General features: G+C 42.1%; 17 protein-coding genes. All 17 read right to left on the bottom strand.

The window, feature by feature from the left end; all coding sequences use genetic code 11:
• Position 1: 1 nt before the first annotated feature.
• A complete protein-coding gene (locus B5Z18_RS29910; RefSeq protein WP_079473250.1) occupies positions 2-1,264 on the bottom strand; it encodes a Y-family DNA polymerase in 1,263 nt (420 codons plus the stop codon).
• Positions 1,261-1,677 (bottom strand): LexA family protein, encoded by a 417-nt coding sequence (locus B5Z18_RS29905; RefSeq protein WP_235016083.1) that lies wholly within the window; start codon positions 1,675-1,677, stop codon positions 1,261-1,263. The genes B5Z18_RS29910 and B5Z18_RS29905 overlap by 4 nt, the downstream gene beginning before the upstream one ends.
• A gap of 132 nt (positions 1,678-1,809) precedes the next feature.
• Positions 1,810-2,019 carry a hypothetical protein gene (locus B5Z18_RS29900; RefSeq protein WP_079473249.1) on the bottom strand — a complete coding sequence of 70 codons (210 nt, stop codon included), beginning with the start codon at positions 2,017-2,019 and terminating at the stop codon, positions 1,810-1,812.
• A gap of 62 nt (positions 2,020-2,081) precedes the next feature.
• Positions 2,082-2,501 (bottom strand): N-acetylmuramoyl-L-alanine amidase, encoded by a 420-nt coding sequence (locus B5Z18_RS29895; RefSeq protein WP_079473248.1) that lies wholly within the window; start codon positions 2,499-2,501, stop codon positions 2,082-2,084.
• A gap of 38 nt (positions 2,502-2,539) precedes the next feature.
• Entirely contained in the window at positions 2,540-3,217 is a 678-nt protein-coding gene (locus B5Z18_RS29890) for a DUF6549 family protein (RefSeq protein WP_079473247.1), read from the bottom strand.
• Positions 3,214-3,519, bottom strand: coding sequence for a lysis system spanin subunit (locus tag B5Z18_RS29885; RefSeq protein WP_079473246.1), 306 nt, complete (start codon positions 3,517-3,519; stop codon positions 3,214-3,216). The genes B5Z18_RS29890 and B5Z18_RS29885 overlap by 4 nt, the downstream gene beginning before the upstream one ends.
• A complete protein-coding gene (locus tag B5Z18_RS29880; RefSeq protein WP_143313749.1) occupies positions 3,519-6,590 on the bottom strand; it encodes a PKD domain-containing protein in 3,072 nt (1,023 codons plus the stop codon). Before B5Z18_RS29880 ends, B5Z18_RS29885 begins: the two co-directional genes overlap by 1 nt.
• 138 nt (positions 6,591-6,728) lie before the next feature.
• A complete protein-coding gene (locus B5Z18_RS29875) occupies positions 6,729-7,337 on the bottom strand; it encodes a hypothetical protein (RefSeq protein ID WP_143313748.1) in 609 nt (202 codons plus the stop codon).
• 20 nt (positions 7,338-7,357) lie between these two features.
• Entirely contained in the window at positions 7,358-7,648 is a 291-nt protein-coding gene (locus tag B5Z18_RS29870; RefSeq protein WP_079473243.1) for a hypothetical protein, read from the bottom strand.
• 7 nt (positions 7,649-7,655) lie between these two features.
• On the bottom strand, positions 7,656-7,973 hold the full coding sequence (locus B5Z18_RS29865; RefSeq protein WP_143313747.1) for a hypothetical protein: 318 nt from the start codon (positions 7,971-7,973) through the stop codon (positions 7,656-7,658).
• A 504-nt stretch (positions 7,974-8,477) separates the two neighbouring features.
• A complete protein-coding gene (locus B5Z18_RS29855) occupies positions 8,478-10,859 on the bottom strand; it encodes a primase-helicase family protein (RefSeq protein ID WP_079473240.1) in 2,382 nt (793 codons plus the stop codon).
• Between the two features lie 4 nt (positions 10,860-10,863).
• Positions 10,864-11,190, bottom strand: coding sequence for a P-loop NTPase family protein (locus B5Z18_RS29850; protein WP_079473239.1), 327 nt, complete (start codon positions 11,188-11,190; stop codon positions 10,864-10,866).
• 68 nt (positions 11,191-11,258) lie between these two features.
• Complete coding sequence (locus B5Z18_RS29845) at positions 11,259-11,801, bottom strand: DNA methyltransferase family protein (protein WP_143313746.1); 543 nt, start codon at positions 11,799-11,801, stop codon at positions 11,259-11,261.
• A gap of 17 nt (positions 11,802-11,818) precedes the next feature.
• Complete coding sequence (locus tag B5Z18_RS32880) at positions 11,819-12,007, bottom strand: hypothetical protein (protein WP_079473237.1); 189 nt, start codon at positions 12,005-12,007, stop codon at positions 11,819-11,821.
• The gene (locus tag B5Z18_RS29835) at positions 12,004-12,303 is read right to left on the bottom strand and encodes a hypothetical protein (protein WP_079473236.1); all 300 of its coding nucleotides are present in this window, start codon (positions 12,301-12,303) and stop codon (positions 12,004-12,006) included. Before B5Z18_RS29835 ends, B5Z18_RS32880 begins: the two co-directional genes overlap by 4 nt.
• Positions 12,304-12,468: 165 nt before the next feature.
• Entirely contained in the window at positions 12,469-12,714 is a 246-nt protein-coding gene (locus tag B5Z18_RS29830) for a hypothetical protein (RefSeq protein WP_079473235.1), read from the bottom strand.
• A gap of 116 nt (positions 12,715-12,830) precedes the next feature.
• A complete protein-coding gene (locus tag B5Z18_RS29825; protein WP_079473234.1) occupies positions 12,831-13,247 on the bottom strand; it encodes a hypothetical protein in 417 nt (138 codons plus the stop codon).
• Between the last annotated feature and the right edge of the window lie 512 nt (positions 13,248-13,759).

Below are 13,759 nucleotides of genomic sequence, written 5' to 3'. Positions count from 1 at the left end.
ACTAAATTTTTATCGTAAGAATATCTGAAATCTTTGTTGTATAACAGGGGGACAACCGTTCCTGTCTTAATCTCCACTTTCGATCATAACCTTGTACAGCAAATTTAACTAATTCTTTACCTCCCCAATGCCTATTGATCGAATCCATAGCCTTACTTAACCTATTATCTTTGGGGCGATCTATTTTGTCAAACATGCCATATTGGACTTGATCAGCAGGGATAAGATCCAACAGCAGAATACCGACCTTTTTAAAATTATACCCATTTTGCCAAATGCGGTCTAAACCAATACCCGAATAGTGTAGTATTTCTTTTGTACTATTGCTTGCAACAGGCAATTGTACAGTGGCGGATCTATAGTACTGTCGATCTTGCTCCCGGAATACATTTGTTTGAAGGAACACCTGCAAAACCGTGACACAACTATTCTGTTGACGGAGCTTAGACGCGGCTATGGCTGCATAGTTCGCTAATGCCTCTCGAACATCCTCTTTTTCTGAAAGTAATTGACCAAATGATCTTGCGACACAAATATTCTTTTTCGCGGGTGGCTCTTCTTCCATCTCAATACACGACATGCCGTGAAGCTCGTTCCATAGGCGCTGGCCAACTACTGACATTTCTTTTCTGATCCATTCCTGCGGAGCCAATGATAATTCATATGCAGTATTAAATCCGTGAGCTTTTAACACGGCGGCATACTGTTTCCCTACTCCCCAAATATCTGCGACTTCAGTGAAGCGCAGAACTTCATTAACCTTATCGCTACTGTCCAAAATATGAACACCAATGTCCTTCTTAGTTTTCTTTGCAAAACGATTCGCCATCTTTGCCAGGGTTTTGCTTGTGGCGATGCCGATTGTTACCGGAATCCCAACATCGTTAACCTTTGACCGCAATTCACCTGCATATTTTTCAAGATCAATATGTTTTAGGTCGCCGAGATAAAGGAAGGCTTCGTCTATGCTGTACTGTTCAGTTTTTTCACAATTTGCCTGCAATACTGCCATGACGCGGTTAGAAAGGGAGCCGTACAATGTGTAATTGCTAGAAAACACAAAAACACCGTGACGGGAAATTTGATCCTGCATTAGAAATGCTGGTGCTCCCATCTTTATTCCAATCGCCTTTGCTTCGTCGTTGCGGGCAATAACACACCCATCATTGTTAGACAGCACGACTATTGGCTTGCCTCGCAAAGCAGGCTGAAACAGTCTTTCGCAGGAGGCGTAAAAATTATTGCAATCAACAAGTGCTATCATTTTGCTGAAATTACGATGTTAGTAACGACGCCCCACACCTGGAAATCTGCATCTTCTGTAATAACTATGGGTTTGTAAAAAGGATTTTCCGGATGCAGTACCCAATTGCGGCCAGCTTTAACCAAACGCTTAATCGTAAACTCCCCATCCAATATCGCCACAACGATACTTCCACTTTGGGCTTTGAGTGAACGATCTACAACCACCAGGCAGCCATCGGGCATATTGGCCTGTTCCATGCTGTTTCCCTTTACTCGTATTATGAAAGTGGTGGTAGGATTGGGTTGCAAGATCTTACTTAGATCAATTTCTTCCTCGCTGTAGTCCTGAGCCGGGCTGGGGAAGCCTGCGGGTATAGTCGTATTAAAAAACGGCATCAACAAAACTTCCGGGTTCAACTTCATTGCTATCATATATCGCTGTTTAAATACTAATTTTTTTAGTAATATAAGACACAAAAAAACCCCTAGAAATGCTTTAAGCAGAACAATTTCTAAGGGTATTCATTATATGTCTCTGACAAAAATACTAATTTTTTTAGTATTTCAAAGAAAATATGATTCTATGGCCTTTCCGATCTGAGCCAACGTCTCTATTGGTTCAGCTTCCTCTAACGGTACTATTTCACCAGACTGATTTGCCTGGAAAATGATGTCTTGCCCGTTAACTGGAATGACAAACTGAATATAGGCTCCACATTCCCGCGGATACACCATGTACGTGCTACCTAAAACTGTGACAGAAAATGCTTCCATAATCCGAATTTTAACTAATACCTCCAATTTAATCAATTAATCAACCACTTGTACAGAGAACATTAAAGTACATTTTCCTCTTTCAGCCAGGAACGAACATCAAATGAAGGACATGCTTTCGGTACATTAGGAAAGTCCCGGTGTCCAAGAATGATAGCCGTGGGATATCTCTGATGTAGTTTTTGTACCAAACCTTTCATTGCAATACGCTGTTCACTGGAGCGGGTATCCTCTGGTTTTCCTTCACGGTCAATACCGCCAATATACGACACGTGAATACTATCCAAATTATGGCCAGCTACGCCATTTGAGGGTTTTTCTTCAGGTTGCAGGTTACGAACATTTCCATTGAACTCAATTATGTAATGGTATCCAGGATCTCGCCATTTTCGACTGGTTCTCCAAAATCGCAAAATTGACTCCACCGTAGCCGTTGGTTGTGTAGCAGTACAATGCAGGACAATATTTTTTATTTCTCTCATACTTTAAAACAGTTGTAAAAATTACAAATTATAATAAGTCAGAAATTCAAAAGTCGATACTGGATCGAGATTCCGAAGGAAGGCCCAATACCATTACCAGTAAATCCATAACCCAAATATGGCCCGATTCCCAACCGCCCGACAGGTGCAGAGGCTACCTTTATACCGGTAATATTCTGCAAACGCACGTTGGGATTAAGGGAGTAACCATCTACATAAATGTCACTGCGCAAAAGGTTACGCCGTTTTCTATAGGTGGTTAAAACCAGCGAATCAGTAAACCGGTAGGTTATAGTAGGGGAAGGCGCTATAAGCCCATCCAGTGTAAGCCACTGATCGGAAAAATGAAACTTGTACAGCGCAATGGAATCCTTACGGATAGTATCAATAGTTGGTTTAACTGTTCCCTGGCTGGTGGTGCGAGCGGTTAACGCCGACTGTAGATCATTGCTCTTAATTTGCAGAGCAGAAGTAATACTATCAATCCGGTCACGATAAACCGCCCGTAGGCTGCTCATATCTGCCTCTATCAGCTTTTTTTGTGCGTGGATTCTTCCCAGGGAATCCTTCCAAAAGGAAGTACTATCTTCCTTTATCTGTACAGCTTCTTTCAGTATAATATTTTCCTTCTCTTTACGAAAGCAGGAGCGCAAAGAAAGTCCGGTGACGACTATAAGTAAGAAGAAAATAACAATCCGTTCCGTTTGTAATTTCATGGCTTCATTTTTAATTGGTTTGATAATCCCTCAACCGCGTCGGCGAGGCGTTCATTACTATTGCTCACATTATTGAGCGCCTCCTGGCTTTTCCTATCCATTTCTGCGACACGCTCAAACATCGCTTGCCACCGGGCATCGTAATCCTGTCGCTGTTTCTCCTGTGACTCTCTCACTTGTTTCAGTTCCTTCATGAAATAATATAGGAAATAGGCAAGGCTGACGACCGTCGTTAATTTTTCTCCCAGGTCCGGGAGGAATGATTCTAAAGTGTTACTGGCTTCTAAAAAGGGTGTAAACATTATCCTACTTTTTCTACGATGATTGCGTTTAAAAATGCCACTCCCCAAACGTTGTTGGGCATATAGATACCGCCGCGAATGGTTTCTCCATCCTTTAGGTATCCCTTGTATTGGAGACGATTAATCATATTATTTTTTGTAACGATTGTATTATCCTCCAAACCATTGCTACTACCCATTTTACACACTACGCGAGTGGGTGAAAAATCAGCACTGGTAGAACAATAAATCGTTATTATATATAGACCTTCCTGATATCCCATACCGGGGGTGCCTTCACAGATGAAATTGAAATTTTCAGCATCCCGGTTGAAATTCTGATTGTAGTTAAGCATGGCAGATTCAGCCACTGTTGCTGGCAATACGCCTGCAAAAGCGCCTACTGGAGCTTCATGATCATTGCCTGATGCGCTCCCAAAATTGGCCCACAATGAAGGCGACACCGTGCTGATAGTGCGCCCGGTTATAGGATCAGCCACCCGCAATACAGCGGCCGACGGGTTACCAAACATGGTAGCGAAGTCGGGATCAGCGGCGGCGTTGCTGGCTGCGAAACTGTACTTGTCAAAGTTGCTGCGAGGTGGCGCGACAGCTGTCTTTTCCCGCAACATTATTGCTACGGTATTACCCTGGTAGATATGATTGGCGTTGAACTGGTAGTTATCCAACGCGGAAAGATCCAGCACTATTTCACCGCCCGCAGTTGGCTTCACATTGTAATGATCTGTGGTAAACATGGTATTGTAAGACTCATACTTACTTTGCGCCATACTACCATTTACCAGACTACGCGAGCCGGATTTGTTGTTGCTCTGAAACATCTGCTTTGACACATTGCTGTGGTACAGACTAACATCATAATGCTGTGCAGGATTCAGTCCGGTAAATTTCCATTGTGCGGGGTTAGCTTCGTTGTACATAAATGAGCTGTTAAACATATCATCGCCCATGCCCATATAGAAATGCTTCAAACCAGCAACACCTGGGCCAGCTGCATTACTTACCACAGTAAAACCAATTCCGCTGGATGTATTGTCAATATCAGCCAGGTTATTTACCGTTGTTCCTGCCGCTGTAGAAACGACGTTATTAATTTTGTACTGATTAAAAACGGAAGGGCTGCCCAAATTCAGCATAAACATGCGATGCCCTACCGAAGTAGTCATTGCATCTTTGACAGCAGTTAAACGGGCCAATAAAGCAGTTTTAGGAGCGCCCGCAGAAAGTTTGTTAACGATTAGCAAAGCTCTGCTGTAATCATAGAATGTTTTCAACCGTTCGGCGCGACTGGTGTAATTGCCAGCCGTTTCTACCAGATCTTTGGTGTGGAAAAGAAAAAAATCTTCCTCAAAATCAAATGGCGCCCACCGTTTATCGTATAACATATCATTCCATGTACCACCATCATGCTCACTTGCCCAATTCATCAGGATTAACGGTGGATATATGCCCAGCGGATCTGCGGCAAGGATGCTGTTCAAATCGTCAAGCGTACTGTATTCAGAAGCCGGTGGAACACGGGTATCGTTCCAGCTGTGGATGTACAGCAGTGGAACATTTTTAACGATATCCCCATTACCTGGCAATGCTACATCGTTAAACGTGGTATTAGATGCGATACCACCAGCTAACAAGGTATTGTTGGCAAGGATAATCGCGTTTGTACCTGCACCACCAGAAGAAAGACCAGTTGCAAATACCATGTTAGTATTTACATTCCATGCTGCCGCGGCCCATGTTAATACCTTCTGTACCGTTTCAAGTGTCCAATATCCTGTATGTAACTGTGCTGATGCCACGTTACATTTCATCGGGAACAGCTTATTATACAGGTAGTATGGCAGCCCTTCAGCTTTCAGCAGCAGCTGGTTGATATCATCGCCGTTCTGATCGCCATTGACGCCTACACCGTGGAAGAATAATATAAGTGGGTATCCACCTTCCCGGAGTGGATCGTATCCCTCACATTCGTAAGCCCAAACACGCAACAGTAAATTTGCTGGATCGTATTTATTATCCAGGTAACCACCGGACGAATACATACGGGCAGGGGCCGCGGAGCTAACAACAATTTCGTCATAACTGCTACGCCCGGAATTATCAATTACCGTGCATCGGAAGGTGGTACGTAATGCGGTTACCGTAGCAACAGGAATACCTGTAACACCCGTACTCAAACCATTCACATTGGAAAATTCTACGCCTGTAACGCCAGCTGTTACAACAGACCAGGTGATGCTTTGGACTGTAACTTCTGGCGGTATGGTGAGGTTTGCATAGAAATTTGTATTGGAAACACCCGCGTGTATAAACTGGTCTGGTCCGGCGAATACTTCAATTTCTCCGCCTGATGGTATAGCAATACTACAATCAATACTATCATTTGCAGTGGTTCCTATGGTGTCTACAGCAGTAAGCCGGAAAGAATATGCACCCGGTTTAACACCTGTTACAGTGGTCGCTGCGGCGGATGGAGTAGTTATTACTGCACCCGATGGGCCGCTAATGATCTCCCATAAATAGCTCACTATATCTCCGGAGGTGGAGAGCGCAACACCTGAAAGATTAATGACGTTTGTAGCCGATGATAAATCCAGCTGATCCGGTCCGGCATTAACTAAAACCAGCGGGCCACCGGGTCCACCTGGACCGGGGCTACCTGCGTCAACAGGGGTTAAGTATATCCGTGGTGAGATCGGTGTACGCCATGAGAAAAGCATTTTACAACCGCGTGTACCTTCCGCATCTTCGCTGTCATAGTTCCCTGTGTATGTCACACCAACATCAGCGCTGCCTATTAAACGTTGGATACCGGTACGCTCCTTCACAACAAGTACATACCGACCAAATACCATAGCGGCGAGGGTGAGAGAATTAGTGGTGCTGTCGCCCGGCATGAAGCCCTGCACGGTGATTTCCGAGTACGGCCCGGCAGGATCAATCTTTGTAACTTCCTGGTAGCTTCGATCAGTTTCCAAGACCTTACAACGCATCCATCCCTTACCTGCTTTCAGCTGTAAACCATTGGTAATAGTACCCGTTTGAGGATCAACAGTCGGCCAAATAGCCACATCTTCATGCCGGGCAAAATAAAACTCACATAGGCCAGCAGTGTGAACTGCTGGCCTATCTAAGTGGGAAACTTGTTTATAGACGTTGTGCATATCACGGCGAAAGTGCGCCAATATGCAGCCGTGGGAAAGGACAGGTTAGAAGTCCAAAGAAAGTTGATTTACTGGATTCAATGCAGGGAATAAACTATTGTTGGTTGGAAATGGAATAATCAAATTTTCCGTGACATTTTTATTCACACAATGTGGCTCCATTTTATCCAGACGCCGACGCCATATCTTCAGTAGGTTATCCATAGTTATGTCCTCATCAATTTCAAGCCCGTACACCTCACAGAATCTCTCCAGTGATTGTTGCAACGGTATTTTCTTTACGCTGTGAAGATTGGATATCATCAAAGAAAGCGTGACAGAAAACTCGTAAGCCATCATCCGATTAATATGCATTGCCTTTTCAAAAGTAATGGTATGACCAATATGGGTAAACGTCCGATTACTTATCAGCATCGTTAACGTATCGTTGTGGCCTGTCTCGGAAAGGTTCTTCGGCTTATACTCCTTATCTCTGATGGTATTAAAAGATAGCATTGAAAGGGCGTAAGCCTTAAACTGGGTACTATTATCCAGTAAAGGCTGCTCACCATTATAGTATTGAATAAATTTCTTTAGGTGCTTTTTGGTAGGAATCGTGACACGCCAGTAACGTTTCTCTGCCCTCTTTTTCCTCAACGGTTTATTTTTCTTCATTTCCCACATTAAAAGTTAAATTAATAAAAGCCAATCCTTGTAATGCCGTCGTTAAGATGCTCAACAAAACTGCTATTCGGAACTTGTGCTTTTAAAGCAGCGAATAGCTGGAGATGTCCAGACGTAACATTTCGGATATGGATGCAGATTCCCTCATAGCCGCCATCTCTTTTTTTGTCGTGACCCAAAATCAGTCCGGTGATATAATCAGTGCTGTAAATATCAATCGGATATATATGTTGGGGGAGATTTGGAACAATTTGTTTAAAGACATTGCAAGCCAGTGCCACTGATTTTTTTGAAAGTGCCATACCCAAATTAGTTTATGCGTTTATAAAAATAGATAGTGATATCATTCTTGCCTGGGTACTTCTCATTCCACCAAGCCTGAAAAAATTCCCGTGACATATTATGCGACAACTGCGTAAAGTATTCACGTATATCCACCAGTTTACAATGCAGGGCGTTTATTAGAATTGCCGTGACACTTAAATCCGGATTATCCTTTACGGTAATCATATACAGTGATTCACCGAGGTTAACAGAGGTACCGGACGGCGGCGCCATAGAGATGTGACAAAAGTTTTCACATTGCAATTTTTTATTATAGTTAGTGTCAAATACTATTGTTTTCATATCATAATCTTTAAAATGCGGTGTAAGTAAAGTTGCTGTTACAGTTACATTGACCATTAAAAAACTTCGCAATAAATTGATTATCAATTCATATAAACGTAACAGTTAATTTATCTGTTGTTACAACTGTTACAATACGCTACTGTAGTGGACTTCTTTTTAAATCCCTTTATGGCATTGGATTGTAACAGTTTGTAACAGTTTGTAACAGTAGAGATAAGTTTATCAATTACTGTTACATCAGTAAAATCCTTTACAGCATTAGCTTTTATGTACTTTATCTTTTTGATTGTAACAGTTGTAACAGTAGAAATAATCAATTTAAAAAAGCGAAAAACGATAGCTCCCACCCCTATGATGCGAGATTTTCCCCTTGCCTTTCTGGCTTTATGCGGCATAAATCCGGTCAAACAGCCGCTCAAATAGGCCCAAAAACATACTACATTGGCTATAGTAGCGCGTTGTAACAGTTTGTAACAGTTCATAAAAGAGATAATTTTGTGATTAAAATGGTAAATCTGATGGAAGTTCTGTCGTAACCTCTGCAACTGAAGGCGCTGGCTCGTTCTCAAAAAACTGGCTTTCGTAGGCGACCTTTGGATCACCGGAGCCAAGTTCTTCTTCCTGCAGGTAATCCTCCCGCTTGAAAATATAAGGCCGTCCAACATCAGCCACCTCTATCTTAACCCGTTCTTTTGTTCCTGCTGATGTTTGCCGCGTTTCCCATCTCGGGAACCGGTAACGCTGTACTACTGTAACCTGTTCAGGCTTTATATTATCCTTTAACACTCGTTCCAGGTAGGTAGCCTCATAACGACCATTGAAAAATTCCTCTTGGATGTTCTTACGGCTCATACGGATTTCCTGCACTCCAAATTCGATGAACAGGTCATGCAGTTTCAAGTGTATTTCTTTCTCAATTGTAGGGCGACTATAGCTAACAACCTTTTTCAATGCCTCGGTTTTCAGTATCTCCGGATTAAACCACATACGGCTCTCTCTGGTGGTAACCAGTTGACGGCGGTTTAAAAAGCTGATAAATGCGGGAATCTCATCCTTAAAAGCATCTTCCATACCTGGTACTTTCTCCAGCAGCTTTGGAACCTTAATAATCCAGTACCGCAGATCCTCATCACTGGCGTAAATGAAATTATCCTCATTGTTGGTGATGAAAATAAACTTCAAGAAACAATCCATTTCAACCTGATCCCGCCCCTTGGCGTTCATCATGATCTTATCCGCTGTAGACAAGCTTTTAACCTTCTCCACCACGCTTTGTTTATCTATTTTCGTTTCATCACAGATAACCAATAATTTGCTGGCCCAATGCGAGTTAAAGTCGGCAGCCAAATCCTGATTACCTACGATGGCCACGTTGGCCGTAAAAATTTGCTTCAGAAATTTGGCAAAGGTAGATTTACCGGTTTCATTCTCCTTACTCACCAGACACATGATAGGCAGTATATGCGTTGGCCGTTGATAGAGCAGCTGGATGTAATCATAAGCCAGCTGTAAATACGGCATTTCCACCTTCTGGCCATCCGCTGTTTTAATGGTAACGGGGCGAACACCAAAAATGTGCTTCAGGAACTTGAATATCGTTGGGAAGTCCTCCTCTGCACATTCAACCGGCTCCGGTTCATGCTCAAATGGCGAGTAGGTGTTAAAATTCCCGTAGATAACCTGCTGATAGTTCACGTGGTCGGGAACGTTGCAGAACGCTTTATATTTCGGGATATGGTTAATAAAATTTTTTCCGTGGTCATCGATGATTGTAGTTTTTAAACGGCGGTGGAAAGTCTGTTCCAGCTGCTCATACTTGTTTGGGATTTTTACGAACTCAAAGTAGTGATCCCCAACACGGAAGTAATTCTTACTTTCCCTCGGAACCTCAATTTTACATTCACCCTTACTATCATCATAGCGGTACTTCGTTCCATTGAAAACAAAGGAAATGTTCTGCATCTCTTTCCTTCGTTGGGCGTGGTATTCATAGAACTCGTTGACGTTGGTAAGCATAAAATGCTTTTGCAACCGTGATAAACCAAACGTAATATTACATTTCCAGAAGTACGACCCGCCTTCCCGCGTAATATTTAGCAACTCTTTGACGATCTCCGGAGCTTTATCAACATGCTCTATCAACAAATCATCCAGCCCTTTTGGATGGCCAGGCACATTCTCTGAATCTATATGCACAAAAAACTTTTCCAAATCATCATTATGCAGTTGCTTATCCTCCATGAGGGATTTAAAAGCCACCGCGGATTTGAAAAAACCAGACGGCCTACGGTAAAGGTCTACTCCATCGTCCAATTCCTTTTTTGTAATATCAAGGCAATCACCATCAGTAAGCCAAACAACCTTCTTCACGTTACATGTTCGTATCAGATGGATAATATCGCTGTGGAGTGCGTTTTTATCCTTTTCTTTTAGGTGTGTTATACTGGATAGGCCAACTATATCAAGGCCGTGCATCGCTCCCTTAAACGCCTTAAAATACCCTTCCGTAAGGAATAGTGTATCTATCTGTGATTTGTCGTCAAACTTCTTTACCAATGATGGCGGGAAAAAAGGATAAGTACCAACCCCTTTGGGAATTTGGTACTTCATAACATCGCCATTGCTTTTTACTACTGGTTCCTTTAGCCGGACAATACAGAAGTCGTTTTTCTTCCAACGGCTCCCTTCTTTGGCGTAGGGGATCTTCATCCGATCTATACCGTACACCAGTATTTCTATACCTCGCTCGGTTTCCCGGAAGATAGGGAACGGCTCCAGCACATTTTCATTATTGACATTTTGCCATAATTCAATAGTGTTCAGTTCCTCCGTGACGCCAAGCTGTTCCATCCGCGCCTGGTAGTATGATAATTCCTCTGACATGCTTCTAACAATTTATCGTTTCTATAACCTGACATTGAGCCAGTATTTCTTCCGGCAGATCCGGCCTTTCCTGAAATGTGAAAATGAAAAGAAACTTATCCAACAGCTCGTTCCCAAGAAAAGGCAATTCATACAACCTTATTAAATAGTCGGGGTCGGTATCCTCAAAAACAATGGCCTTTGTAAATTTTGTGACGGACTCACACAAGTCACCTTTGCATTCCCTCTCAAAGAATAGAATTTCAGATTGGTGGCAATTCTCAACGAGCATTCTTGCCAGTCTGGTTTTTCCGGTGCTTTGCTCTCCATATATGATGATGTTCTTCTTCATTTAAAAATGATTTAAAATATTAGTGAATACATCTGCAGTAATAACGTTTTCCTGTTCCGCCTTTTAGTTTAAAAAAGTTGAGGTATATCCAGCTTACCTATCAAGTCATAAACTATAAATTCTGTCTTTCCTTTAAAATCCTTTTGGAGATAAATAACACACGTTTGAATACGAGCAAATTGAAAAGTTTTCCGTGGTAAAGCTGTCACTGATACCAATCCATAATTTTTCAACATGCGTAACCGAACATCAGAATCAGAAATTGTAAACCACGGCATTAACGCTACTATGATATCACTCATTATCATACACTGTTTTAAAATCTCATATCCCAAACGCATACCATGCTTCGAGTAATCTTCCTTTGCATTATTCAGGAAAGCATACTTGGATGAAAAAGGTGGATTCATAACGCAGGCGGGAAAACTCCGATGTTCCAGCAGGAAAAAATCATCGGCAGCGCAAACCTGGTATCCAGCCCTTTGCAACTCCCTAACTATATTCCCAATTCCTGGTGTAGGTTCCAATACCTCACCATTAATCCCTGCAGGCAAGAGAGATACCATATATCTCGCTACCTCCACCGGTGTCTGGTAATCGGTTAAGTGCATATCTTTTTCATTAATCATCACCCTCGGCCTCCTGATCCGGTTCTTTCCTTTGGTAATTTCATTTCTCCGACGACTTCCTGCGCCTTATTCAGAGATTCATAACGGCGGGCATGGCCTGGGGTTATGCCATAATCTTTTGTCTTTGGATCGTAGTCAATCCAATATCCCAGATAATAGTTGCATGTACCTAAATCAATTATTCTCATATAGATGAATATTTTTCGTTAAGTACCGTCTGTTCACAGGCGATATTCCTTAGTTCCTGCAATCCGTCCAGCGCGGCTTTCATATCTTTTTTGTAAATACCATCCTTCGCGGCTTCGTAAATACGGCTGATGTGATCAATCTGTATTGCTATCCGGGATTCCGGTTTAGGTTTCTTGAATAACAGATAAATCTTGTGTACTGATATGCTTAAAAGGAAGCCTACAAGGCAAACAGCCAATACTGCAATAAGCAGTACGCCAATGCTGATGTAATCGGGGATTTCGATGTAGTCCATTTTGGATAAAAGTTAAGATGTGATAAAAAACTACCGGGAGACTCCTGCTTATACTGTGTCATTTTTCATCTTTGTTAAAAAATGAAGTGTATAAATCCTCCCGGTAGATGAGAGTTGATTACTGCATAGGTGTTGCTGTCCGGGTAACCCGCCGAACGCGGTCTACTAATGTGAAAGTTGTTTGGAAATATTTTTAAACAACAGTGTGCTGCTGAATCTTACACCGAGCAACACAGTGAACCATGTAAAGCCATCGGTGGTGATGTTCTCTACCTTTGCGATTATATCGTCTTTCTTATCGGCAACATAGTAACGATCACCACCGCTTACGTTGTCGATTTCTTTTTTAAGGCAGTATTGTACATGCCCTACTACAAATGGTTTGTCTACGTAGTTATCAATTTTCCTCATTGTGAAAGTATTTTAGGAGTGATTGTATGTATGGAATGATTATGATGGCGGTGGCTGCTGCAACAAAGGCTACAAGTGGGAGAGCGCAGGTAATAAGCGCTAACCATTGGTAATAGCTATACTGTTCCATGCCCAGAAGGGTTATTTAACAATACATCATATACCTGTTGAACTGAATCCGGTGCTGCTAATTCAATGAGGTTGTTATACATTTCCGTGAGCGTATCCAGCATAAGGTCTACCTCGCTCTTTCTAAACAATGGCATGGAAAAGTTAGTGGTTCGTATCTCCTGTAAGCGGTAGATCATCAAGCTAACCTTATGAACGGTTATCCGCGCAAATACACGCAGATATCTTTCGGGACGTTCATTGAGTATATAAACCCACATAGGATATACAAACTGTGCCGCCTGTACATATCTTCTGTATTCCGCCTCGCGGAAACTGGTAACAGTTAGGAGCTTTATTTTGCTTGCTTTGCCTTTTTGGGTAAAGTCAATGGCAGTGTTAAGGGAATTGAATACACTTATCATCTGGTATACTTTTTTTGGAAATGCGTTTTAAATTGGCTTTGTATATCAACTTTCCGGGGACGCCCCTTTTTAGTTTTTAGAGTCGAGGCAGATGTCGATTGCGGAGCTATTAAATTGGTTTTCCCCATGTTCTCACCAATTGTTTCTAGCGCGGCGATCAATCTCTCTATTTGGTCTTTGGTGAACATAAAATAGATAATGTTATCCATTTAATTAGAAAAAAAAGGTTACCACATACGGTTTATACGTTCGTCACTATACCCCAAATCTCTCAAAATTGAGTTTATGCCGTCTTTAACTTTGGCTACATATGCGGGATTTTTGCATTCGCCGGATTTAACGAGGCTAATTTGACGCAAAGTAATACCGTCGGCCTTTTGCAAAATTAATTCCCTGTAGTTTTTAGGTAGTTTGCTTTTAATCAACTTCCATTTTCTTTTACTAACGTTCACCATTTTTAATATGTGAGTTACGAATTGATAAAGTGAGTACATTTACGTAATTATTGCGAA

Source organism: Chitinophaga ginsengisegetis (assembly GCF_900168065.1).
GTDB lineage: Bacteria > Bacteroidota > Bacteroidia > Chitinophagales > Chitinophagaceae > Chitinophaga > Chitinophaga ginsengisegetis.
Note: the sequence above shows the minus strand (reverse complement) of the source record. Positions and strands in the feature narration are given on the sequence as shown.